Origin of the sequence: Bacillus sp. ME78, from assembly GCF_903970865.1 — a bacterium.
Classification (GTDB): Bacteria; Bacillota; Bacilli; order Bacillales; family Bacillaceae_G; genus Bacillus_A; species Bacillus_A cereus.
This window is the reverse complement of sequence record NZ_CAJCKK010000008.1, coordinates 82,437-107,911: the sequence shown is the minus strand read 5'-3', so window position 1 is coordinate 107,911 and position 25,475 is coordinate 82,437. Positions and strand designations below refer to the sequence as shown.

The window sequence follows — 25,475 nt, the reverse complement described above, 5'->3', positions numbered from 1 at the left end:
GCAAGGTAAAATGTAGTTACAAGGTACAGTAGAAGATAAAGTGAAACTTTAATCAGTGGGGTTTGTTCATCCCCCACTGATTATGAGCCCTCACCAATCGTGCTGCCCGTTAATGCGGGATAAACAACATCATTACATTAATCTTTTTTAGGGAGTACAATTCCTTTAAATAATTGAACAGTAATCCAGTAATACATCGAGTAAATTACTACAAAAATAACAAGTGGTAACCAAATGCGAGAGTACGGATCGATTACAAGAGGGCTAAACATGTTCATACCAACTAATATATGAGTAATCCCTACAATTGCTGGGAATAAGAATATGAAGAATAACTCTTTATAAATCGATTTTGTTAATAACTCTCGGCGAACACCAATTTTATGAAGCATTTGATAACGTGTTACATCTTTTGATGCTCCCGACAGAACTTTAAACATTAAGCAGCTTGCCATCATTGCTAAAAATGCAATTCCAACGAAGAAACCCATAAACATTAGTCCGCTGGCAAAATCATGACTCATAATATATGTTTGATACTTACTACCCAATTCTTTCGCTTTCACATTTTTATATTTTGCTATCTGTAATTCATCAAGTTTTTTCCATTCTTTTATGTATGATCCAAAATCATCTGTTTTCCCCATAAACACAATACTTTCTTTCCCCTTCAATCCATTGTATATGTTATAATCTACAATTTTTATTTCATAATCAGGATATAAATAATTTGGCTGGATCGTTCTGAAAACCTGAATCCATTGTTTTGTGTCTGTCTCTCCTTCAGCCCGTTTTATTGAAAATGCACCAATTGGTATTTCCTCTGAAGCTTTCTCTATTTTCATACCTTGCAAGAAAGGGCGATTTTTCTCCACATCTTCTTTAAGATAATAAACATATCTATCATCAACTTTGTAATGATATTCAAGTTTTTCTTGAAATAAGATACTACCCAAAATTGTCTTTTCTTCCACTGTTGGATTATGAATGACTGAATCGTAAATTTGTATTTGATCTGTAATTTTTAGGATGTTGTTTTTAAATGCCATACCACAAGCAATTCCACCAGCACCAAGAGCCACTAAAATTGCTACTGTTGCAAGCACATTTGTTAGACTATTAATGCGGAAATTTAATTGTGCAAAAGTAAAAGCATTGAGGCCTTTTTCACTACGTTTTTTATTACTCTTAAGCTTGTTAATCATAACTGGAAGAAGTGATCCAAATATAAGGTAAGTACCAACAGTTGCTGAGATTAATCCAACGGCCATTAATCCCAAAACAATTAGCGAATTTGCATATGATATATAAATAAGTGATGCATAACCAATACCCAATAAAAGAATACCAAGGAATGCAACTACAACTGTCATTTTTCCTTTTATGGCAACACGTTCTGTTTGTTCATCAGCATGTACAAGTTGCAGTACAGAAATACGAGATAATTTAATACTATTCATAATTGCAGATAATACAAAGAGTGCAAAGAAGAAGATGCAAGTAATAGCTATAGATGGCAGATAAAATGCTTTATAACCTTCGCCAGCAAACTCGAGTTGTTTCATTAATAGCTGACCGATACCTTCTGCAAGTCCTACACCAATTGTAATTCCAATCAAAAGAGAGGTGGCACCTAATATGATTGTTTCAATGAACATAAGTAAGGTAACTTTATGCTTTTTTGCTCCTAACATCATATACATACCAAATTCTTTTTGACGAAGAGCTGATAAGAAAGAGTTTGCATATAAAATATAGAAAAATGTGATAATCGCTAACAAAACGGAACCAATTTTAAAGACAGCCACAATATCCCTAATAGAAGAGTTAGATTCAAGGAACGTTTTATTGGATGCTAGCGTTTGAAACATATAAAAAGTTGAAATAGAGACAATAAGACCAACAAGTAAAACAATGTAATCTTGCAACTTACTTTTTAGGCCTGACATAGAAAGCTTAAATAACATGATTGAACTTCCTTCCTTACGCTTTTTGTGTGCCTAAGTTTGCAAGCACATCTAAAATTTCTTTATAGAATTCTTCACGGGTACTACCGCGATGAATTTCTTTATATAACTCACCATCTTGAATGAATAAAATACGTTGACAGTAACTTGCGCTGTAAGGATCATGCGTAACCATCATAATGGATACACCTTGCTCTTTATTTAAGCTTGTCATGGCATTAAGTAAACTCGTTGCATTTTTAGAATCTAGAGCTCCAGTCGGCTCATCTCCCAAAATAATTGCTGGTTCATGAACTAACGCACGTGCTGCTGCGGAACGTTGCTTTTGTCCACCAGATACTTCAGAAGGATATTTTTGAAGTATAGCTGTAATGCCTAACATATCAGCTACTTTTTCTACTTTCTTTCCAATATTACGAGATGAAACACCTTGAAGTGAAAGTGGGAGTGCGATATTTTCATAGATAGATAAATTCTCCAATAAGTTAAAGTCTTGGAAAATGAATCCTAACTTTTGTGAACGAAAATCAGAAAGTTCACCCTGCTTCATCCTCGTAATATCCGTTCCTGCAATTTCAACAACGCCGCCTGTCGCTTTATCTAACGTTGAAATTACATTTAATAATGTTGTTTTACCAGAACCAGAAGGCCCCATAATACCAACAAACTCTCCCTCTTGAATTGAGAATGATACACCTTTTAATGCGTGTGATTGATTCTCACCTTTTTTACCGTACAATTTTTGAATGTTTTTTACATCTACAACTGGCTTTATCATTTATATCCTCCTACATTTTTTATTTCATTACAATAAGCTACAATGAAATCTTTCCTTTTATCTTCTTTGCCCACCTCATCACTTTGAATACACCCATGATAAACTATGAAAATTAGGAAACACCCCGTAAAATCCTTAAGATTTCTTAAGTTTTAAAAAAAGCTCATGGAACCTGTAGTTCCATAAGCTTTCTATCTAATTGGATGTTCAACAATAAAAGACATCCAACCATCTTTATATTCTGCATGTATATTACCATGATGAAGTTCAACAATTCTTTTTGAAATAGCAAGCCCCAGTCCATTTCCCTGGTCATCTTTTCTTGCCTTGTCCCCCCTGAAAAACCTTTCAAACAATTTATTTGGATCGCTAACAGGCGGTTTCTCGACTTTATTTGATACTTTCAACATTGCCTTGTTACCTATTAGTTCAAGACATATAGATAATTCGGATGGTTTCATGCTGTACTTTATCGCATTCATAAAGAGATTTTCATATACACGTACCATTTTTTCTACATCTATGAAGATAGGTATTGTTTCTTCCGCGATAGATCTTTGAACGATTAAACTTTCCTTTTCAAATATAGGTATGTATTCTCCAACTATTTGTTCCAACAAACCTGATAAATCAACTTCATTAAGGTTTAACTTAGCATCTATACCTGATAAACGAGTATACTCAAACAGCTCATCAATTAAATATTTCAGTCTCTGTGACTTTGAATACGTGGTTTCAAGGTATTCCTGTAATTGTATGTTACTGTTGTATTGCCCTCTTTTTAATAAATCTATATAGCCAATAACAGATGTTAAAGGTGTGCGTAAATCATGAGATACATTGGTGATAAGTTCATTTTTTGTACGTTCTAATTGTCTTTCTTGTTCAAATGTATTCTCCAATTCCTTGGACATATAGTTGATATTTTGAGCAAGTTGGGTCAATTCGTCCTTCCCCTTAATCCCAATTGTTAAACCCAGTTTTCCATTTGCAATATCATTCACATTTTCCGAAATGAGCTTCAAATATATTATTTTCTTTCGAACCAATAGCAAAAAGATTACTATAAAGTTTAAGATTGCGAACGTAAATAAGAACAACATTGCGAGTCTCACTTCAAACATGCCAAAATCTTCGTGTTTTATAAAAAATGGATCTATGACGTATTGCACAATGGGGATTGTTAAACCAAATGAAATAAAAAAACTAATTGCAACAGCACCAAGAAGTTTTATAATGATCTTATTTCTGAAACTAATATTTTTCATATTTTATACCCAATTCCCCAAACTGTTTTAATATAAATGGGATGTTTAGAATCTTCTTCAATTTTGTCTCTTATTTTTGTAATATGCACCATGACGGTATTATCTGATTTTAAAAAAACCTCTTTCCAAACTGCTTCATATATTTTTGCTACACTTAGGACAATCCCTTTGTTACGGGCAAGTAATTCGAGAATAGCAAACTCTTTTGGAGTTAACCTTATTTCTTTTCCCCTTACCCATACTTGACGTGTATCTGTATTTACGGTTAAATCACCAATTTCTAGAATGCTTTTATTATGTTCTATGGACGTATTGTATTTTTTAAACCTTCTTAATTGGGATTTTACCCTAGCAATTAATTCTAGTGGGTTAAACGGTTTTGATAAATAATCGTCTGCACCAGAGGCTAGGCCCTGAATTTTGTCTATATCCTCAGATTTTGCAGATAGCATAATGATAGGCATATTGCGATCTTCCCTAATTTTCATACATGCTTCAATGCCATCCATATTCGGCATCATAATATCTAAAATAATCAAATCAAAGTCCTTTTCTTCTAACAGTTGTAAAGCTTGTATAGCATCTTCTGCCTTTTGAGTTTTTAGGTCTTCATTTTCCAGATATACCGAGATAAGATTTCTAATCTCTTTATCATCATCAACAATAAGAATTTTCGACTCCATTTTATTCCTCCACATTAAATGCAATAAGTATTCAATAAAGCATATATTTGTTGTTACTTAGTTAATAAACTTAATAGAGATGGTTTCTATCTTCTTTCTTTACTTAAGACGATCTTTTGTAAAATACACAAAAAGACCGTCACAGTATTGTGACGAAAAAACAAGAAAATTTCAATAACTAATACTATTATTATTTATTTTTAGCTTTTAAGACACCCAGCGCTATTTTGGTTGCTTCTGCAATAAGCTTATCATCGTATTTAGCATCCTCTTTATCATGATTAGAAAGTATCGCAAGAATAATTGGCTTTTTATTTGGTGGCCAAATAATTGCGATATCATTTCTGGTTCCATAAGATCCCGAGCCCGTCTTATCAGCTACTTCCCATCCTCCTGGAACTCCAGCACGAATTAAGTTGTCTCCCGTAGTATTCCTTTTCATCCAATCTATTAATAAATCCCGTTTCTCAGTTGAAAGTACATCTCCTAGCGCAAAAGCCTGAAGACTAGTAGCTAATGCCTTTGGGGTACTAGTATCATGTACGTCTCCTGGATGCACTTCGTTTAACTCTGGTTCAAAACGTTCAGGATTTGTAACGGTATCTCCTATTTCTCTCAGTGATTTTTTGAATTCACTAGGTCCACCTAATTGTTTAAGAATAAGATTTTGCGCAGTATTATCACTATATCGAAGGGAAGCATCTGCAAGCTCTTTCAGAGTCATACCCCTATCAACATACTTTTCTGTAATTGGATTGTAATTAACAAGATCTTCACGAGTATACAAAACTCTTTGATTTAGATCTTCTATTGATTTCTTTTGTAAAAGTACTCCCACAGCTAAAGCTTTGTGGGTAGATGCGTATGCAAACCGTTTATCTGATTGATACGTAACGGTTTGATTCGTATCAGTGTCCAATGCATAAATACCGAGTTTAGCATCAAATTCTTTTTCAAGTTTAGCAAAAGAATCATTACCAGTAGTTTCTTGTTTGGTTTGATTTGTTTGTTTTGTTTGTTTAGGTAATTCAGACTGAGTATTGCCATCGGAACAGCCTATAAGCGTTGCACATGAAAGAAATACTACAGGTACCATCTTTTTGTAATGTAAAATGTTAAAAAACTTGTTTAAGACTATCATACATTTTCAACCTCTTTCAAGAATATATAGTTTTTCTAGGTGTTATACATATCGATACAATTAAAGAGTGTATCGGATATCACTCTTCTTGCATCTCACTTTTCATCAAATGATTGAACTATCATGAACACCTGTTTTATACGTATACTTAATAGACAACCTAAGTAACAAGTTTGTTCCATTTTTATCAGTAGTCGTATCTAGAAACCTAAAAAAGTCCATTTAGAAGATTTAAATGGACTTTTTCACTCATATAATACTATCTATAGTTAAACAAATAAGATTAAATACATTTAAATTTTCTTGTTTTATCTACTAAACTGTTTAGGCATTTCTTTAACGTGCTTATCATCATCACGCCAATCATAGGTTTCTTTCTGCGAAACATCTAAAGTTTGATCTCCAATTCTAACAATATTCTTATTTACCCATTCAATATATGGATCGGTATCTGGATAATTCCAATATATATTTTTCTCTGAATCTGTATCAAGGTTAACTAATTCACCCCTAACAGCATCCGCACTTAATGATCCTGCATTATGAAAATAAGTCTTGATGAGATATTTTCCATCTGGAGATTTCACTGTTCGAATTAATTCCCCTTTTGGAACACCTTGCAAACTAAAAAGTTTCCAATATCCAAATCCAATTATAATTACTAACATAGTAAGTATAGTTAGTAATACTTTTCTTTTTGTTTTTTTAATTTCACCTTTTGTATATATAATACTCATTCAACTCCATTCCATAATATATCAAAAATGAAAATTCCCCTTTAAGAAAAATATAAAAAATCAGACAGTATACTTGAATTGCTCTTCGCATGAGAATATACTAATAAAGCAGGCTATGACGTTCCTTCCTTCTAACTTCTTTGGCGAAATAGGGATGTTACTTTCCTGCTAAACACATAGGCTATGACAATTCTTCCTTCTTTGTAGAAATTTCAAATTGTTTTAGAGTTGTCAATTTCCTATGAAAATAATTAGACTATAAAACCTCTTTCTTCTTTGGGTTTGAATAAACTTTAGTTTATCAACCATTGATGTAGAGGTTTTCTTTTCTTAATTAACAAATTACCACTTAACAACTAAATGTTATACTCCTAATTTTTCACTAAAAAATAGCTTTATACCCTCAGTGCATTTCTCTACAATTAGTGTGTTTATGCATGTAAAAATAAAAATCTACCACTGAAAGGAGGACAGTCGGACTATTCCCCTCTTTTATAAGGAGTGAATAATCGGCGTTCTCATGAAAAATTCTATTTACATAAGAAGAAGTTTGAAAGTAATTATAAAAAGAGAAGAAAATAAACTACCGAACATTTATTTAGCCACTGTTTTAAAAAACTTGGAAAGTTTAGGATTTACTTTTTCTGAGCCTTTAATAGAAGAGTTGCAAACACTTTCGGTTGATGCATTCACATCGTTTTACAAAGAGTTGGTAAAACATTTAAAAGAAATGGTTGGTGCACATATTCAGTTTACTCCTATGTATCCAAACTTTCCGCAACAAATGATGGATTTAAGTGACGCTGATTTATACATCAATGCCGTTATTCATTATGTGACGTTGCGCCTACCTGTATCAAAAGTAGAAGAACGACTTCCTCTTTTAGATAGCGTTGATTTGAAAGTTATTGACTTAGGAAGTGAAGAAGATTTCAATCAAATGATTTCTCAATTGATTAGTGCAAACAGCTCTATTTCCTCAACTGATAAGACAGATGTAGAATGGGCTATTACACACACTGAAGATGTTTCCTGTTTTCTACCTAATGTAATTCCTCATAAGGAAAATATGTCTTTTATAATTGGGGTTTTATTAATAAACAGAAAAATATCAGCCGATGCTGCTGCAAAGTATTTTAAAACAGCAACTGATGTTCTTCGCCTTGCAGTTGCTTTATCTGAAGGTGATGTGAGTTTAGCATCCTCCGTTCGATTCAAGAAGTTTAACCGAGCCGAAAGACGCTTCCTTTTAGGATTGTTAGAGCAATGCGGAAACATTACCGAAGATATGATTCGATACAAAAAACGTTGGATTCGTTTAGGTGAAATTCTTCATCCAGCAGAATATCATACTCGTTTCCCAAAAACCCACCGAGCATTTGAGATGCTTCGCAACAACATTAAAGTTGAAACATTTAATGGAAAAATAGAAGCAGCTTTGTTGAATCGTGATATCATGACAGCGAAAAATCTTTTAAAAACTCGCCCAGGGGAATTTGCCAGACGTTTGGATCATTTAATCCGTTTATGTAGTAATAAGTCAACAGATGTTTTCAATATTCTCGAAGATTTTTTAAGTATAATAGGAAACGTTTCTACTCCTGTATTACTTCAACTCACGGCTCATTTTAAGCATCGAAATGATAAAAATGAATTTCGTACCTTTTTTCCAAAGGGAAATGTAGCAAAAGCTATAGGTATTGAAAATACACTTCCATTTATCTCAGAGGATATTTGTTTAATGATTGTAAAAATGTGTGAAGATACTTTAAAAAATCGCTTCGCAGAACTTCCAAGTCTCGGAAAAGTATTTTTGGATGAACAGTTAAAAAATCACTTAGTTCCCTTCTCTCAACGTTCAGCCAGCAAATCGCTTCGCACATTATCTCGAGGGAGTAAAGTAGATTTGCCAGAAGGAGATACGATTCGTTTTTTCCTATGGTGGAAAGAAGGCTATGTGGATGGACAACATACAGGACGCGTTGACATTGATTTGTCTGCTGCAATGTACGACGAAGATTGGCAATACAAAGAACATGTCTCCTTCACGAACTTACGTTCAAAAAATTTCAAAGCCTACCATAGCGGAGATATTACTTCTGCACCAAAGGGGGCATCTGAATTCATTGATTTCGATATTCCGTCTGTGCTGAAATATGGTGGACGCTATGTAGTCATGACTTTGCTTTCTTACACAGATCAACCATATAAAGATTTACCAGAATGCTTTACTGGTTGGATGGTTCGTCAATATCCTGGTTCAGGTGAAATATTTGAACCTTCTACTGTTCAAGATAAAGTGGATATTACTGCCGACACCCAAATCTCTATTCCAGTTATTTTAGACTTAAAGGAACGAAAATTGATTTGGACAGATTTGTCTCTTACAAGAGATCTAACATATGATAATACCATCGAGGCTAATCAAAAAGGTATGATACTAGTTGGAAAGGCTTTAACTAATTTAGTTAAACCGAATTTATATGACTTGTTCCGATTACATATTGAAGCTAGAGGTGAACTCGTTCAAGAAATCGAAGAAGCAGAAAGCATTTTTTCTTTGGATAAAGGGATTACTCCTTTCGATATCGAAAAAATAATATCTGATTTTATTGCTGACCGACAAGACTAACTACATTACAAACATTGATAATGTGTGGAAAATATCCATGTATAATGTCTATGTGAAACAGGACCTGATAGATGAATATCAGGTCCTGTTTTTTATTTAGTAGATACTAAATAGTCCGGTTAATTACTATTCATCTAAATACACTATACTAATAAAGTGAAATTTATTCGAAAGAAATTCATTAGTTAATACGTAACTAATTAAGAAACATTCATATACCAGCCCAAACATCTTTTCCATATCGCCCTTCATCTTGCACACGATCCAACCAATTTCTTGCTTCTTGTTCACTGACTTCATGAATTTCTTGATATGCTTGACAAAGGGTATCTTCTACATCTGGAGCCATTTTACTTCCATCACCACATATATAAAGATGAGCTCCATTATCTAATAACGAAATTAAATTGATTCTATCTTGTTTTATTAAATGCTGTACATATGTTTTTGGATGTCCCTCTAGACGAGAAAAAGCTGTGTGTAAAGAGATTAATCCATCTCTTTCATCATTTTCTAATTCTGTACGATAGAGATAATCTTTTTCAGGATGACGACAACCAAAATATAGATGCGCTTGTCCTAAGTTAATACCTTTTTGCTTTTGAACACGACGCGCTTGCAAGAATCCACGGAATGGTGCAATTCCAGTACCTGGCCCAACCATAATAATTGGTGTTTCTGGATCTTTAGGCAATTCAAAGTTTGATTGTGGCGTTCGAATGAAACAGATAATCTCATCTTTATTATGACGCTGAGCTAAGTAATTAGAAGCGACTCCTTCATATGTCCCTTCCCCACTCCATGCAGGCGCATTAACAACACCGACCGTAATGCTCAGACGATTGTGTGCAACGAGTGGAGAGCTTGAAATAGAATAGTAACGCGGTTTGAGCGCAGGAAGAAGTTCTAAAAAGCGTTCAAATCGGATTTCACAAGCCTCATACTTTTCAAGAAGGTCCAACATTGAAATCCGTTTCTTTAGTATTTGTTCATGGTAAACTCCTTCTTCTAATAATGCTTCCAATTCTTTTTTATGAGGAGGACATACTGTGAATGTTACCATTTCTCGTATTTGTGCTCGAGTGGCAGCTTCTTGAACTTCAACACTATAACTAAGAAGGTCCAATAAACTAACAGGACTGTCTAAAGGTATGTGATTTATACTTCGTCCACTTGCACTCAGTATAACTTGATCCTTCCCATTTAATCCAAAACGTTTTAAAATTCGGTTGATATTTTTCTCGCTATTAACTGGCAGCACTCCAAGGTGGTCCCCTTCTTTATATGTAGCGCCTTCTGGCAAAGATACCTCGATATGTCGTGTACTTCTATCACTGCTGGATGATTGAAGTTCACGATTTTCTAGTATAGATGCATAAACGGCTTCATATGTTCGTGCAAGAGGAGATCCTCCAAGACGACTGACAAATTGTAGACTCAAAGTACTGCGCTCTTTTTCCATATTTTTGTTGAGTTCCAATCCAAATGCCTTCATCGCATCAGACCACATACTTTGTTTCCATTGCTCAAGCTGTTCCTCGAAATCACCACTTGCATCCGCTTCTCCGCGTTTAGAAAATCTTGTTGCTCCTTTTTGAGCCATCTGCTCATCAATGTATCTTGGAATCCGTTGATAGGTACTAGCCCAATTATGATCTCCACAACCAAAAACTGCGTATTGAACACCTTTTAGCTCATCCGGTTTTAGTTCCTCCAACCACTGCACAAACTGTCCTGCATTACTTGGCGGTTTTCCATTATAAGAAGAAGTCACAATAAGTACCGCTCCTTCTTTTGGCAAACTTCCAATTCGATCGTTAAGAGCTACCACTTCCGTTTGAACCCCTTCTAAACTAGCTGTATCTGCTAATTCTCTTGCAATACCTTCTGCTACACCTGTATCCGAGCCGTACAGAACAAGAAGTGAAAGATTATCGGCCCCAATAATAGAAGGTGGCTTCTGAACGTGCTGCTTAATTTCATCGTTTTTAAGCTTGTCCTCTGTAGTTGTAAGAACAGTAGGATGACTAATAGTTTGTTTTCGGGGTAGAATCCTAATCTTAAAATCACCGGGCTTTAGCGTTAATGTTTGTTTTACGTCCAGCTGATAGTTTTGATAATCGATTAATTCAAAATGTTGAAGAAGCATTCCCATTACAAGAGTGGCTTCATGAAGTGCAAATTGCATACCGATACATGCTCTCTGGCCATTTCCAAATGGCTTATAAGCATGATGAGGAACCTTATCCAGCTCTTCAAATCGTTCAGGTTGGAATTCTTCCACATTGTCTCCCCATGCATCTTTATCCCTATGTAGCTGTGGAATAAGAACAGAAATACGATCTTCTCCTTTCTTAATTGGGTATTTCCCGCCAATAACTGTATCTTCTTTTGCATAGAGACTGAATGCTGGAGCGGTAGGCCATAGACGTAGCGATTCATTTAAAATCATCCGTATATACTTCAGTTTCATAACTTGTTGGTATGTTGGAGTAGGATCTGTCAAAACACGGTCTACTTCTTCATAGGCTTTTTTCAACTTATCCGGATTCTTTAATAAAAAGTAAATTGCAAAAGATAACAACCCACTTGTTGTCTCATGCCCAGCTATTAAAAAAGTGATAATTTGGAAACGAATGTTTTCATCATCTAGTTTTTCACCAGTTTCCGGATCTTGTACATTTAACATACGGGAAAGTAAATCATTTTCTTCCTGTTCTCCACTACTTTTACGTTCAGCAATAATATTATCTACTAAAGAAAACATAGATTGGATATCATGCTGAAATTGACGTTTCGTTCTCCACATGAGTTTATCTTCTATATCCAGTCGCTGTAATTGATGCATCGCCTCATCTAGAGCACGGGTCATGCTAGTAATAAAAGGATGAGAAGTCTCACGATAAAAGCTATTAAATCGGTAATTAAAACCACATAGACCAATTGTATCTAACGTAAGACGAGTCATATCCTCTGGAACATCTACGTTTTCATTCGGATTAAGCCGTGCCCATTTTTGAACGAGTTGTACAGCAATATCAACCATCATGGCATGGTAATCTTTCATTGCCCGTTGGCTAAATGTAGGCATCAAAATATTATGAGCTTTTTTCCAGTTAGGCTCGTGAGTCTCGCTAGTAAATAATCCGTCTCCAGCAAAGGCACGAACTTTTGCTAAAGCACCCTCTATACTTTTATCGAACCGCGTTTCGTCACAGACTTCTGCTACCAGTTCATGTCCAGAAACGACAATTATGGCATCACTTAAAGTTTGAATTCGAAAAATGGGACCATACTCTTCCGCCAGCTTAATAAACGATAGAGTCGGTTTATCTTTATCGATTAATGGGAGATTACCCAGCGGTCCATATGTTTTCGGCTGAGGAATGGCAGATACTTTTTTTTCCATTTAAAACACCCTTTCAAAAAAGCATGAAATAAAGTGAAACTTTAATCAGTGGGGGTTTTGTTCATCCCCCACTGATTATTAGCCCTCACCAATCGGGCTTTTACGGGCAGTTGATCCCCCACCTAACTTCTTTGCTTCCGCTGAATTTTGAGGTGGGGGTCTTACTGCCCGTTAATTCGGGATAAAATATCCCATTTAATAAAGAAGAAATAGCAACTAATCGCCTGGGATAAAGATATGTAATTGATTACCTTATTTTATCTTTTCCCTAACTATTCATGATTATGATATTGCGTATAAGCTTGGCAATTAAATTTATAACTTGTAGAAAAATACTAAATTAAACTGAAGCGAATAAATATAATTGGAGCCTTTTAATGTTGGTGTTAAAAGATAATCTAGACTTGTAATGTTTATGAGAAATTGCAAACGGATCTCATCTCTTGTATTTGTTTATAAAAACGATTATTTTGATTTATTTTCTTCTAAAACACCCCAAAATAGAAAAGTTGACGAGCTTAAGATTGTAGTATTCGAAAAATCAGTAGTTTAGTTAAACCAATACGATAAGCAAGTATACCGTGTTACTAATGAAAGAGGACCTGATATGAATATCAGGTCCTCTTTCACCACATAATTATTTCACTGCTTCTTTCAGTTCTTTTCCAGCTTTAAATACCGGCGCCTTAGCAGCAAACAACTTGTAGGAATCATTATCTAACGTTTTATTCTTCTCTACCGATTTAACTTCTCGACAGCTTCCGCACTTGTATCTACACGTTTAACGAAAAAAACTAATAGTAGTGCAACAACATTCATGCCAAGCGCTACATAAAATGAATATTGAATTCCAGATAATAAAGCCTTCTGAGTTACTATTGCCTTCGTAGTTTCTGTAAAGGTTGTTGGATCTATATCAGACATTAAACTTTCAGCTTTTGTTTTTGTTACAGAGTTCATAATCGTAACAAGAATAGCAGTACCAATCGAACCGGACACTTGTTGAGCCGTATTATTAACAGCTGTACCGTGCGGATTTAAGCGAGTTGGCAATTGATTAAGACCATTTGTCATAAGTGGCATCATAACCATCGCCATCCCAAACATCCGCAGTGTGTAGATAAGAATAATATGTGTGTGACTAGAGTCAATTTGCAGACTTGCCAACATATAAGTTGAAACAGCTGTAATGGAAAGCCCCACTATGCCAAGAATCCGAGGACCATATTTATCAAATAGTTTACCTGTAATTGGTGACATAATCCCCATTATAACCGCACCTGGAAGCATCATCAGCCCAGAGCTCAGCGGCGAAATACCACGGACGTTTTGTACATAAGCTGGTGTTAAAATCATACCCGAAAACATGGCCACCGCGTTGACAATTGCAATTACAGACGCAAGTGCAAACATTGGGTACTTGTAAACACGTAAATCCAATAACGGCTCATCCATTTTTAATTGACGGATAATGAAAGCAATTAAGGCAATAGCGCCTATGATTAAGGCTGTTAAGACAACTTTATTCGTCCAGCCATCGGAGCTTGCAGAACTGAATCCATATAACAAACCACCAAAACCGACAGAAGATAATAGTAATGAGAGATAATCAAGTTTTGCATTTTTATTTTGTTTCATGACATTCTCAGATTTCCAAATCCCTAACAGTAAGCTAATGATTGCTAACGGTAAAATCATTTCAAAAAGCAAGCGCCAGTCATAATACTCTACAATATAACCTGATAGTGTCGGCCCAATTGCTGGAGCTGTAATCATAACTAGTCCAAAAATCCCCATTGCTGTTCCCCTTTTTTCTCTCGGAAAGCTTACTAGCATAATATTCATTAACAAAGGTCCCATAACTGAAGAGCCTGCCGCTTGAACCATCCGACCAGTAAGTAATAAACCAAAGTTCGGTGCTACAGCCGCTAAGGCAGTACCAAGAATAAAAATCACCATAGATGTAATAAATAGGCTCCTATTTGAAAAACGCGTTATTAAAAATGCTGATGCCGGAATTAATATACCACTTACAAGCATATACCCTGTAGAAAGCCACTGGATCGTTGAATAATCTTGAATGTTTAAATCTTTCATTATTGATGGCAAGGCTACATTTAAAAGAGAGTTATTTAGAAATGAAACAAATGCCCCAATAAAAAGGATTACAAGCATTACATATGGTGGTTTTCTTTTATGTAATGTTTCACTCATATATTTAATTGCCCCTTCATTATAAATTTCATTGATTCGTTTAAATCGTTTACATATTTGCACAAGAAAACATTACCCTTGCAGTATTTTGCCAAACTCTTCGAATGGATATTCTCTTTTTAGCAATTCCACTTGCTCAACATACCATTTTAAAATCTTTTTGTTGATGAAACCTTTATAAAAACGTTTGTTAACGGAATTTAAATTAGGCTAAAATATATAAAAGAAGCAACTGAAAATACCCTTCTAAAATAAAGTGAAACTTTAAATCAACAAGTCCACACACCCATTCCTTTAAATACAGGCTTGTAGATCTAGTTATGTAACCATCCATAAAAAGGAATATTACATAGGCTAAGTCTAACATTACATTTTTAAAGTGAGGAGAATAAGCGTATGGACCAATATTGGTATTTGAATCCAAAGGGAAACGGGGAACAATATACTAACCAAATTTCATTATATTCACAGCCCGAAATAACTAAATCTGAGGTAATGAATGATTTGAAGATTCCTGAGAATTGGAGTTATCGAGTCTATCCAGTTAGTTGGGATTCATCAGCCAATTATACGGGATTCAATCCCCAACCTCCTCCCTTCTCTTGGGGGCAGCAGCCAATCAATTATGCAGGGATAATGCCACAAGGTCATCCTGCCAATTGGACTCCATTACCAGGCCATGCAGGTTTTAATTTTCAAAAACCTCCCTTCCCCTGGGCCCAACCATTCAATCATGCAGGGATGTTCGCACAAGGTCATCTTGCCGCTTTATTATCTCCGCCAGCCAAGCCTTTTCATATCAATACCAATAACTCGGGTGTTTTTGGAAACCCTCCAGGATGGGGTAGTCCGTGGGCCCCAATGGGATGGGGAAATAACGGAGGTAACGGTCAGCTAGGAATGCTTGGAAACTTATTTACAGCAGGAAAAGGCACCATGAGTGGAGTAGGAATGATTAGTAGTCTAATCGGGATGGGGAAATTCTTCTTTTAGTTAATTAAAGTGATAGAATTGGTCCGCAGCTCAGACATTCCAACAAAATATTTCATTCTCCATTGATTTAATGTTTTCAAACATGTACTCCTCAATATATTTATTGTGTGCTTCCAATACTCCATCCAAGTTCGTCTCCTTGTCTTTCAATTTATAAAAAAATCTGTTGCAACTCTTTAGACAACAATTCCAGTTCATAAAAAATCGATAAGTTCATAACAAAAACGCCATCTCTTCCTATGATTCTAGGGAAAGAATAGCGTTTTTGTTACGTAACAATTAAGTTGTTCCATTCTTATTTATTCAATAATTTCATTGTCATTTCTCTGCATTTTTAGCCTGATAGCGATATTATCATAACCCGTAAAATGCCATTTCTTTTACTTATGCTTTGCTAAAAATTCTGTTATGCGACGATATACATATATTTCATTTTCTTTTTTTGAAAATCCATGCCCTTCATCGTCTAATACTAGGTATTCTACATCTACGCCTTGTTCTTGCAACGCTTGAAAAATTTGATCCGATTCTTCCTTTACAACTCGTGGATCATTTGCCCCTTGGATGATAAGGAGTGGTTTATTCATTTGATTTAAGTAAGTAATTGGTGAATCTTGTATAAGCTTATCTTTATCATTATTAATATCACCTATTAAATTAACTGCGAGCGGTTTCCAATTTTCAGGCATAGATTCGATAAAACTAAATAAATTGCTAGGTCCAAAAATGTCAATGGCTGCACGGAAATACTCTGAATGACGCCCGTGAAGCAATAAGGTCATATATCCTCCATAACTACCGCCCATAACAAATAATTTATCAGGAGTTGATATCCCCTGTTCAAATAACCATTCGATCCCTGCTACACAATCTAAACGCGGTGCTTCTCCCCAATCACCTTCAATCATTTTTTTAAACGTTGAACCATATCTTGTACTACCTCTAAAGTTTGGCGCAAAAATATTATATCCCTGCCTTAATAAATATTGAAATAATGCTCTGAAATCTTTCGTCTCAGCACTTTGTGGACCACCATGAGGCCAAAATATTGTATATCCGTTTTGTACTTCTCCTTTCGCCCGAAATAATAATGCTTCTATGTTTAACCCCTCAAAAGAGGCATATGTTATAACATCCGGTTCAACAAAAGAAGATTCAGATAGACCAATAACATAGTTTTTTGTTAATGCTGCCCATTCTGTATCTCTATTCTTCTTGTAATAGATGTTTGCTGTTTTCGTCGCACTTTCACCTAGTAAATATAAATTTTCCGATTTTGTAATTTCAATTTGACTTATCGTATCTACCGGAGAATTCAATAGAATTAACTCTTTTTTATCCCATACAAATTTATATAACCTATCTGTAACACCTTTCGACGAAACAATGTAGCCATTTTTTGTTTCAGCATGCCATTTTATATCGGATATATCTTCCTTCTCTATTTTACAGATTGGTTTGAATTCCTGTTTATTTAAATCAAAAGAAGCTACATAGGAAAACTCTTCTTCATAATTTGTAACGAAAATCACTGTATTTTCATCAATATAAGAAATAGAGCCTACAGTATGTTCTTTCTCACTGGAAGGTACTAAACAAATAAGTTCTTCTCCCTTTTTTACATATCCTACATTATACGTATTACTATATGAATTTAAAACAATGTAACTTGATTCATTCGGACTTACTGCCTCTACATATGTAGGTGTCTCCACACCAGTTAACAACAGCGTATCTTCTTTTGTGCGTATATTATAACAACGAGAGTTTAAGAACATTGGGTTATCTTTACTTGTGACATAGTATAATCGTTCCCCATCCTCTGTTAAATGCACAAAGTAATCCTTTTCTGTCTCTCCTGCTGGAATCAATTCAAGCAATCCACCACCCTCTGGTTTTAATGCATAAATATGATAATTTTCATCCCCATCTTTATCAAATCCAGCTAAAATAAATCGATTTAAAGAATCCGTTTTAATAAAATTGCTTGATTGATTACAATATGTTAATGGATAAGGGGATAAATTGGGTAAATCCATCGCCCATAAATTAGAATGACCATTTAAGTTTGTACTAAAAATTAATTTCCCTTCATCTTCACTAACTGTAAACCTACCAATACTATAGGATCTAAAAAATTGTTCAGCAGCTTCCATAGGAAATTGAATCATCTTTCTTCCTCCACTCTACCTTATATCTAAAAATTCAGAACATCTTATATATAAAGATTCTACATTTTCCTATTTATCCCTTTTTGGTTTTATTTAGATTTACTTCTACCTTCTACTTCTTCTTATTAACATTACATAACGATGCGGAGAGTTTTTTAAACAACTCTTCTTTTAGCCGTGAATATATTCTTTACTATTTCACGATTACTTCTCATTCGATATTACTCACTAATTATCCCTCAAAGCGAAAAATAAGCGGGGAATTAGAGAGCAAAATCTACCATATACTTTTATTCAGCTAACTTCTCACCAGTAACAATCTTCATAAAAGCAGCTGCGTCTTTCTCTGCTAATTGAGCGTACTGATTATTCCCCGCCATTATTTCTACTTTATCCTTATTAGGACTAATCCACATTTGATATAAAACAGCTTTCGCTTCTATTTTCGGATTTTTAAACTGAAAAACAAACTGATAATCAGCTGAACGAGACATTTCCACCTTTTTATTTTCAAAGTTAGTATCATTTAATATTTTCTTTACTTGCAATACTTTATTCTTGTCTGTAACTACCTTCAAATCCTCATAATGATTATCACCAGCATGTTTTTGTACTTCGATTGTTTGATCATGATTTCCTATATTATTTGAACAGCTGGTTACTACAAATAAACAAATCACGCTGAAGACTAAATACAAACTTCTCATTTGCATAGCGCTCTCCGCCTTTAGTGTATATAATAGTTCACTTCCATTACGCTTTTAAAATGTAAAATAAGAATACACCCCATAAACTACAAATAAGATTAATAGAATAGAAATGCCGAGTACCGTATATATGATCCATTTTAAATTTGAGTTCATATAATCCTCCTCCTACTCCCCGACAATTCCAGTATATAACAAAAAAGCATTGGTTACCCAATGCTTTTTACACTTACGCAAATAGAGACGTATTCGCATATAAAGCTGGTGAACCACCTGAATGTACGAATAAAATATTGTCTTCCTTATTAAATTTACCTTTTCTAATTAAGTCGATTAATCCCGCTACCGCCTTACCTGTATACACTGGATCAAGTAAAATACCTTCTGTTTTCGCAAGTAACTGAACTGCCTCTACCATTTCCGGCGTTGGTAACGCATAGCCTGGCCCTACATATTCATCAAAGCACGTAACAGCGTCGCGCGGGATAAAGTTTGGAATACCAACGTGTGCTGAAGTTTCATCTACAAGTTTTGCTACTTTCTCTTCTTGCTCAGCTTTTCCTCTACTTACGTTAATCCCGATTACAGGAATATGGCTTTGCGTTCCAGAAAAACCAGTAATTAAACCCGCATGCATACCGCCGCTTCCACTTACACAAACAACTGAACTGAAATCAATTCCTTGCTCAAATGATTGCGCCATAATTTCTTGGGCACAAGCAACGTATCCCATTGCGCCCGTAGGGTTTGATCCACCAACTGGAATTACATATGGTGTACTACCTTTTTCACTTACTTCTTGTGCTACTTTATGCATCTCTTCCATCAGGTCTGCTCCGTTCGGTACAACAATGACGTTTTCAGCACCTAATAAGTGATATAAGAAATAGTTTCCGTTAAAGTCTCTCTTCTCTTCTGGCTCAAGCCCTTCCTCTAATACAAGAATACATTTCATTTTTTCTTTTACCGCAGCAGCAAGTGTCAGGCGGCAATGATTTGACTGAATACCACCAGCTGTAATTAACGTATCTGCACCCTTTTCCTGTGCATCCGCAACTAAAAATTCTAACTTTCTCGTCTTATTGCCACCGGCTGTTAAACCAAGTAAATCATCTCGTTTAAAATAAATAGTCGGGCCACCAAGTGCTTCAGAAAAATTGTTTAACTTTTCAATTGGTGTATATGATTCTGTATATTTTTTTCTCGGGAATTTAGCTAAATTCATTGTAACGCTCCTTTTGTACTTCTTTCGCAATATATGTAACGTTACTATTATTACATGTAAAAATGGTGAAGTCACCTTTCTCGGTTAAAAATGTATTAGAATTTCATTTTGATAAGTAAAACCGTATTAATGATTTTAACTTAATTACGGTACATGAAATTTATATCAACGATTTTTTAAATATATCGTTCATTACTTACAATATATCAACGATTTTTTAAATATATCGTTCATTACTTACAATATATCAACGATTTTTTAAATATATCGTTCATTACTTACAATATATCAACGATTTTTCAAATATATCGATCGTAACTTGCAGTATATCAACGATTTTCTTAATATATCGATCTATCGACAAAAAACGACAGACAGGCAACCCCTTTCTCATCAACAAAAAAAGAGCCCACACATTCAAATGCAGACTCCCTCCAATCACTTATTTACCGAAAAACGAAGTAACTGCGTTAATCCCGGCTCTAAATTCATTTCACCTTTATGGCGTACGTATACGACTTTATCTCCATCAAATTTCGGAGGATTTGCTTGACTATACGTATGCCACTCATTCGTTCCTTCTATAGAATACTCCATATATTCATTTGCACCGACAATTATATTTTTACGATCATCTGCCGTTACATTTGGTGCCATCTGCGCAATTTTTGAATCACTAATTAATAACTTCTTTATATCCTTATCACGTTTGTAATCGTAAGCTGTCACAATTACATCGTTACCATACGCTTTCACTTGTAACCCTTGTTTAAATGAATAGCCATCTGGAGCAGTTTTCTCTCCTCCATTTGGTCCTGCTGACATCCAGCCTGTTTCAATCCCGCCCGTATTTACAACAGTGAAGCCTTTTTCATCTCCGCCTGTAATTTTCTTTTTACCAGCCCAGTCAGGTAAGTTTAAATCCCAATGTGTATGACTCGTGAAGAAAACAACCTGCGGATAGTCTTTTAATATATCGTACAATTTATCCACGTTTAAATAATCTTGTAAATATGGTGATTGTCTTGATCCAGATACTGTATCAGGTAAAACGTGATGAGAGAAAATAAAGATTGGCTTATTTTTATCTTTTTGACTATACTCTTCTAAATTTTGTTTTAACCAACCTAATTGCTCATCACTCATATATACTTCGTCCCACATTTTTGAATCGTGGTATTTCATATATTTTTCAGTTCCTAAAAATAAAAGTGGATAGCCATCTAATTCTTTTTTATGATATACCTTTTCTTGTCCACTAAATTGTAAGTAGCGACCAAATAGTGTTTCTTCCGTTACACCATTTGGCCATGTACTTTGAGAGAGTTTCCCATCCGCTGTCCATTTACCAGCATAAAACTCATGATTCCCAACAGTAGACCATACATTTTCTGGATGCTTATTTTTATTTAACACACGCTTTACATCATCATATTGTGACTGTTGTCCAGTCGGCGTTATATCCCCATTCATAATAAGCGCTCTAGAAAGTGGCGTCACTTTGTTCATATCTTTTAGCACATGATCAAAATCCCCTAAATCCCCTTGAATATCACTAATAACGTTAAAAGTTGTAGCTGATTTTCGGACTTGCTCTTTCCCTTCCGCATGCACTGAAAACGTCGGTAATAATGCAGTCATAACTGCTAACGAAGCAACCGTCTTTTTCATACAAATTCTCCCCCTAATAATAGAATGTACAAACTGACATGTTCTGCTTTCTCTTAGGTGCTTGTCCAATTCACATTATAGGGGGCGATTGTAAAGATTAATGGAATAAAAAATTAAGTGTTTTTTAAGAGATTTTGTCTTTTTTACACGCCCCATTTAACAATTAACACTAATTTTTCTATTAACCTACTAATATTAACTGAATGTAAATTTATACGATAAATCACTTCGTTTAATATGTTGTGTTTTAATTTCCTTTACACAATTTCAATAAAGTACTTTACCATTTTAAATTCTCTTCATTAATCCTCAATTTCTATTCCAGCTTGTTTTAATGGTTCTAATACTTTCGGGTAACACATTGAAATATATTCCACTGTTTTTAAATTTTTTAGATTTTGAAATCCTTCAACAGATATAACATCAAATAAACTGTCTTCACCGTCCCAATCAGGCTTTAAAATATGATAAATTTCATTCCCACCATCAAAGCAAAGGGACTCAATCTTTTCCAAATCACTTGTTTCCAAAATTAACTCTTCTAAAAAAGCTCTAATTTCAACAATCGGGCCAGCTTCTGCATACCATTCAAAATTATTCGTATACTTATCTATTAAGTCTTTTAATTCTTTTAAAAATAATGGCTCTTTATCTAATAAAGCTTCAATTACTACTAATTTAAAATTAAAATCCTGAAACATCTCACTCTTTCCCATTTTAAATTCCTCCTATATTACTCCTGTCCTAAAGTTTTAATCTCCTTTACACAACTTCCAAAAAGCACTTTACCTTTTTAAATTCTCTTCATTTAATCCTAACAGCCCTGGTAAAATAAAACACCCATCTTTTCTAATCAGTACATCATCAAACCAAATTTCACCCCCGCTATACTCTGATCTTTGAATATTCACTAAATCCCAATGTATCGCTGATTGATTCCCGTTTTCTGCACCTTGTAACGAATCCCCAATTGCTAAATGATAACTACCATTTATTTTTTCATCAAATAACGTATTATTCATCGGATGTAGTATGTAAGGGTTAAAAGCCAGTGCAAACTCTCCGATATATCTTGCTCCCTCGTCCGTATCAAGAATTCGATTTATTCGCTCTGTATCGTTTGCATATGCCTCTATTATTTTCCCATCCTTAATATGTAACTTAATATTTTGAAATGCATAACCTTGTTGAATAGATACTGTATTGAACGCTACTATCCCATTCACTGAATTTTTGACAGGTGCTGTATATATTTCGCCATCAGGTATATTATCTGTACCATCTCCCTTTAAAACACCGATTCCTTCAATGGAAAAATTCAAATCCGTACCATTCCCAATGATTTTCACTTGTTTTGTCTTTTCCATTAATTCTTTTAACGGATCCATTGCTTTCGACATTTTTTTGTAATCTAACGTACAAACATCATAATAAAATTTCTCATAAGCCTCGGTACTCATATTCGCTTCTTGCGCTGAAGCCGCATTCGGAATTCGAGTTGTCACCCATCTCGTTTTATACACTGCTTCACTATGAGCCTTTCCAAATACCTTTTGATATAATTTCATTTTTTCTGCTGGTACATCTGCTAATTCGTATGCATTTCTAGGACTACGGAGATTAATATATACTTGCATCTTACTTAAACGGTAACACTCCCAATCTGCAAATAACTTAAACTGCTCTTCAGATCCAGACAAAATTAATTGCCTCGTAACAGAAACGTCACGCATTGATACATGTGCATATCCACCTGCTTTTTCCACTGACTTAATAATTTCACGAACTACTATAGGGTCTATTTCCGTAACACTTTGAATTAACACATGATCACCAGGTTGCACTTTAGTAGAATGGTTGACTAGTATATCTGCTAATTTAGATAATCCCCTCTTCATTACGTCCCTCATCCTTTCATTTCCGTTTCAATAGCTTAATAAAAAATAAAAAGAGAACTACTCTCTTTAAGCAATTCTCTTTTTCACCCAAACGATAGATATAAAATAAACCCTTAAAAATAATTCTGTAACGTTGGCATTGCAGCTATACTAAAGTATAGAATCCAAGGTACTAACCACGCGTCACAAAGCTTCATTAACATAGTTTTCTTAACAAGCGCTGCGATAAAAGCTAAAAAAGACGGAAGCAACAAAATAAAAAATACAATGATATATACTTCTTTATCAAGTAATTGAGTGCTATAAGGGTTGAAATATAGAAAAATAATTGAAAGGATAAACATACTTACAGCAGCTTTTACACCTAAATAAACATTTAAATTATTCTTCACAATTTCCCTACTTCCAATAGCACCATGCTTAATACTTTCCAGCACTATACCTCATTACAATAAAAGTTACTCCCCTTCTAGTTCGCTTTAAAATTATAAATCGGCTTAATAATATGTTTAATATCAATTGTGTCCTTTGTATTCTCAACAATTTCATCCATTGGCTTATATACCATTGGTGCTTCATCTAAAGTACTTTCTGCAACAGATGTAGTCCAAACCTCTGTCATTGTATTTTGAAAATCCTCTAAGTTAAGTACTTCTTTCGCCTTCTTACGGCTCATAATACGTCCTGCTCCATGAGGGCCAGAAAAGTTCCAATCTGGATTTCCTTTACCAAATGCAATGATAGAACCGTCTCTCATATTAATTGGAATGATTACTCGTTCATCTTTCTGAGCTGAAATAGCACCTTTTCTTAGAATCATATTGTCCATATCGATGTAGTTATGAATTGTAGTGAATTGATCTGTTACTTTCCAATCCATTTTAGTGACGATTTCATCAATCATTGCTTTACGATTTAACTCCGCATATTTTTGAGCAATTTTCATATCATTCATGTAATCTTTAAATCCTTGTCCTTCTAAATAAGCTAATTCTTTGCGAATCACCGGTTTCTTAATTTCACGTAAAGCTTCATGTATTTCTTGTTGTCTACCTTCTTTCGTTAAACGTTCAATGATTTCTTCTTTAATAGATTTAACGTTTATAAGTTGCTCGTAAGCAAAGTTTTGATAATACTCTGCTACCTGTTTCCCTAAATTACGCGAACCACTATGAATGACAATGTATACATTTCCTTTATCATCCTCATTCAGTTCGACAAAATGATTGCCCCCGCCAAGTGTACCAATACTTTTTTGAGCACGTTGCAATGTAAACGGGGCTCTTACACTATCAAAATTAATCATTTTTGAAAATCTATGTTCCTTATCTCGAATACGAAAACCACTTGGGACAAATTTACGTATCGTTTCGTCTAAGTGATCGAAGTTGATTTCCTCTTTTTTCTTATTAATCATAACAACTTCCATGCCACAACCAATATCGTACTTACCTCTCAGTTTCCTGAAAGAGTGGACTATACCTTCTCTACAGTCATCGAGATATGCAGTCTCTACTGTAGGCTCACCGTATTAATTATTCCTCTTCAATTCAAAATGGATGAGGAATAATTCTGTACCTTAGTCTGCTAACATGGTACAAGTCTCTGAACCATTCGATTATGTCACCATAACCACTGGCTGCTGATTGCCCTCGCCTTTTATCGTTAGGGTTCCCAGTCAATTGAGTGAGTAGTTTAAAGTCTAAGCCGATTAGTTAACCCCGACTAAATTAGGAACAATCTTATCTTGAATTGTCATTGTTGTCCCAATCGTACAACCTGCACCCGCATGTGTATCTGGCATAATACGGATCTTGCTATCCTTTACGAATTGTTGGTTACAAAGATCAATAATTTGACCTGCTGCAGTTTTTTCTACATTCGTAGTAAACACTTTTGCTTCATTGTATTTCCCTTGTAATTTCAACATCTTCTATTTCCCCTTTCCTTTAGTTTCTACAAAACATTAATTTATAGATAT

The 25,475-nt window shown here is 34.7% G+C and carries 19 protein-coding genes; 2 read left to right on the top strand and 17 right to left on the bottom strand.

Annotated features, from left to right (window positions below; translation table 11 throughout):
- Positions 1-137: 137 nt before the first annotated feature.
- The 6 genes from H6481_RS11935 to H6481_RS11910 all read right to left on the bottom strand — a co-directional run bounded on the left by H6481_RS11935 (position 138) and on the right by H6481_RS11910 (position 6,574).
- Positions 138-1,967, bottom strand: a complete 1,830-nt coding sequence (locus H6481_RS11935; protein ID WP_182811797.1) for an ABC transporter permease — start codon at positions 1,965-1,967, stop codon at positions 138-140.
- 16 nt (positions 1,968-1,983) lie between these two features.
- Positions 1,984-2,745, bottom strand: coding sequence for an ABC transporter ATP-binding protein (locus tag H6481_RS11930; RefSeq protein ID WP_000595170.1), 762 nt, complete (start codon positions 2,743-2,745; stop codon positions 1,984-1,986).
- A 191-nt stretch (positions 2,746-2,936) separates the two neighbouring features.
- Positions 2,937-4,013: a HAMP domain-containing sensor histidine kinase gene (locus H6481_RS11925; protein WP_182811794.1), complete on the bottom strand. Its 1,077-nt coding sequence runs from the start codon at positions 4,011-4,013 to the stop codon at positions 2,937-2,939.
- The gene (locus H6481_RS11920) at positions 4,010-4,696 is read right to left on the bottom strand and encodes a response regulator transcription factor (protein ID WP_182811791.1); all 687 of its coding nucleotides are present in this window, start codon (positions 4,694-4,696) and stop codon (positions 4,010-4,012) included. Before H6481_RS11920 ends, H6481_RS11925 begins: the two co-directional genes overlap by 4 nt.
- A 190-nt stretch (positions 4,697-4,886) precedes the next feature.
- Entirely contained in the window at positions 4,887-5,837 is a 951-nt protein-coding gene (gene bla / locus H6481_RS11915; RefSeq protein ID WP_000636460.1) for a class A beta-lactamase, read from the bottom strand.
- A gap of 308 nt (positions 5,838-6,145) precedes the next feature.
- Positions 6,146-6,574 (bottom strand): DUF5412 domain-containing protein, encoded by a 429-nt coding sequence (locus H6481_RS11910; protein ID WP_023522458.1) that lies wholly within the window; start codon positions 6,572-6,574, stop codon positions 6,146-6,148.
- A gap of 520 nt (positions 6,575-7,094) precedes the next feature.
- Between H6481_RS11910 and H6481_RS11905 the strand changes: the two genes are divergently transcribed.
- Entirely contained in the window at positions 7,095-9,206 is a 2,112-nt protein-coding gene (locus H6481_RS11905; protein ID WP_182811788.1) for a TerD family protein, read from the top strand.
- Positions 9,207-9,417: 211 nt separating this feature from the next.
- On the opposite strand, the gene cypD is transcribed toward H6481_RS11905, so the two are convergent.
- Both cypD and H6481_RS11895 read right to left on the bottom strand, forming a co-directional pair.
- Positions 9,418-12,615, bottom strand: a complete 3,198-nt coding sequence (gene cypD, locus H6481_RS11900; RefSeq protein WP_182811785.1) for a bifunctional P-450/NADPH--P450 reductase — start codon at positions 12,613-12,615, stop codon at positions 9,418-9,420.
- Positions 12,616-13,350: 735 nt separating this feature from the next.
- Positions 13,351-14,829: a DHA2 family efflux MFS transporter permease subunit gene (locus tag H6481_RS11895; protein ID WP_182811782.1), complete on the bottom strand. Its 1,479-nt coding sequence runs from the start codon at positions 14,827-14,829 to the stop codon at positions 13,351-13,353.
- Positions 14,830-15,225: 396 nt separating this feature from the next.
- Here H6481_RS11895 and H6481_RS11890 point away from each other — a divergent pair, with 396 nt between their 5' ends.
- Positions 15,226-15,822 carry a hypothetical protein gene (locus H6481_RS11890; protein WP_182811779.1) on the top strand — a complete coding sequence of 199 codons (597 nt, stop codon included), beginning with the start codon at positions 15,226-15,228 and terminating at the stop codon, positions 15,820-15,822.
- Between the two features lie 380 nt (positions 15,823-16,202).
- Here the strand turns inward: H6481_RS11890 and H6481_RS11885 are convergent, their stop codons facing one another.
- The 9 genes from H6481_RS11885 to H6481_RS11845 form a co-directional block, all read right to left on the bottom strand.
- Positions 16,203-17,993 (bottom strand): prolyl oligopeptidase family serine peptidase, encoded by a 1,791-nt coding sequence (locus H6481_RS11885; protein WP_182811776.1) that lies wholly within the window; start codon positions 17,991-17,993, stop codon positions 16,203-16,205.
- Between the two features lie 290 nt (positions 17,994-18,283).
- Positions 18,284-18,706, bottom strand: a complete 423-nt coding sequence (locus tag H6481_RS11880) for a hypothetical protein (RefSeq protein WP_088020612.1) — start codon at positions 18,704-18,706, stop codon at positions 18,284-18,286.
- A 223-nt stretch (positions 18,707-18,929) separates the two neighbouring features.
- Entirely contained in the window at positions 18,930-19,925 is a 996-nt protein-coding gene (locus tag H6481_RS11875) for a D-cysteine desulfhydrase (RefSeq protein ID WP_016080995.1), read from the bottom strand.
- 438 nt (positions 19,926-20,363) lie between these two features.
- Positions 20,364-21,596: a DUF4073 domain-containing protein gene (locus H6481_RS11870; protein WP_023522465.1), complete on the bottom strand. Its 1,233-nt coding sequence runs from the start codon at positions 21,594-21,596 to the stop codon at positions 20,364-20,366.
- Between the two features lie 302 nt (positions 21,597-21,898).
- Positions 21,899-22,312: a ybaK/ebsC family protein gene (locus H6481_RS11865; protein WP_151639876.1), complete on the bottom strand. Its 414-nt coding sequence runs from the start codon at positions 22,310-22,312 to the stop codon at positions 21,899-21,901.
- 69 nt (positions 22,313-22,381) lie between these two features.
- Entirely contained in the window at positions 22,382-23,494 is a 1,113-nt protein-coding gene (locus H6481_RS11860; protein ID WP_182811773.1) for an aminopeptidase, read from the bottom strand.
- A 113-nt stretch (positions 23,495-23,607) separates the two neighbouring features.
- Positions 23,608-23,886 (bottom strand): hypothetical protein, encoded by a 279-nt coding sequence (locus H6481_RS11855; RefSeq protein WP_255295059.1) that lies wholly within the window; start codon positions 23,884-23,886, stop codon positions 23,608-23,610.
- Between the two features lie 77 nt (positions 23,887-23,963).
- The gene (locus H6481_RS11850; RefSeq protein WP_182811770.1) at positions 23,964-24,923 is read right to left on the bottom strand and encodes an RtcB family protein; all 960 of its coding nucleotides are present in this window, start codon (positions 24,921-24,923) and stop codon (positions 23,964-23,966) included.
- A 282-nt stretch (positions 24,924-25,205) separates the two neighbouring features.
- On the bottom strand, positions 25,206-25,424 hold the full coding sequence (locus H6481_RS11845; RefSeq protein WP_000916241.1) for an RtcB family protein: 219 nt from the start codon (positions 25,422-25,424) through the stop codon (positions 25,206-25,208).
- Positions 25,425-25,475: the final 51 nt, after the last annotated feature.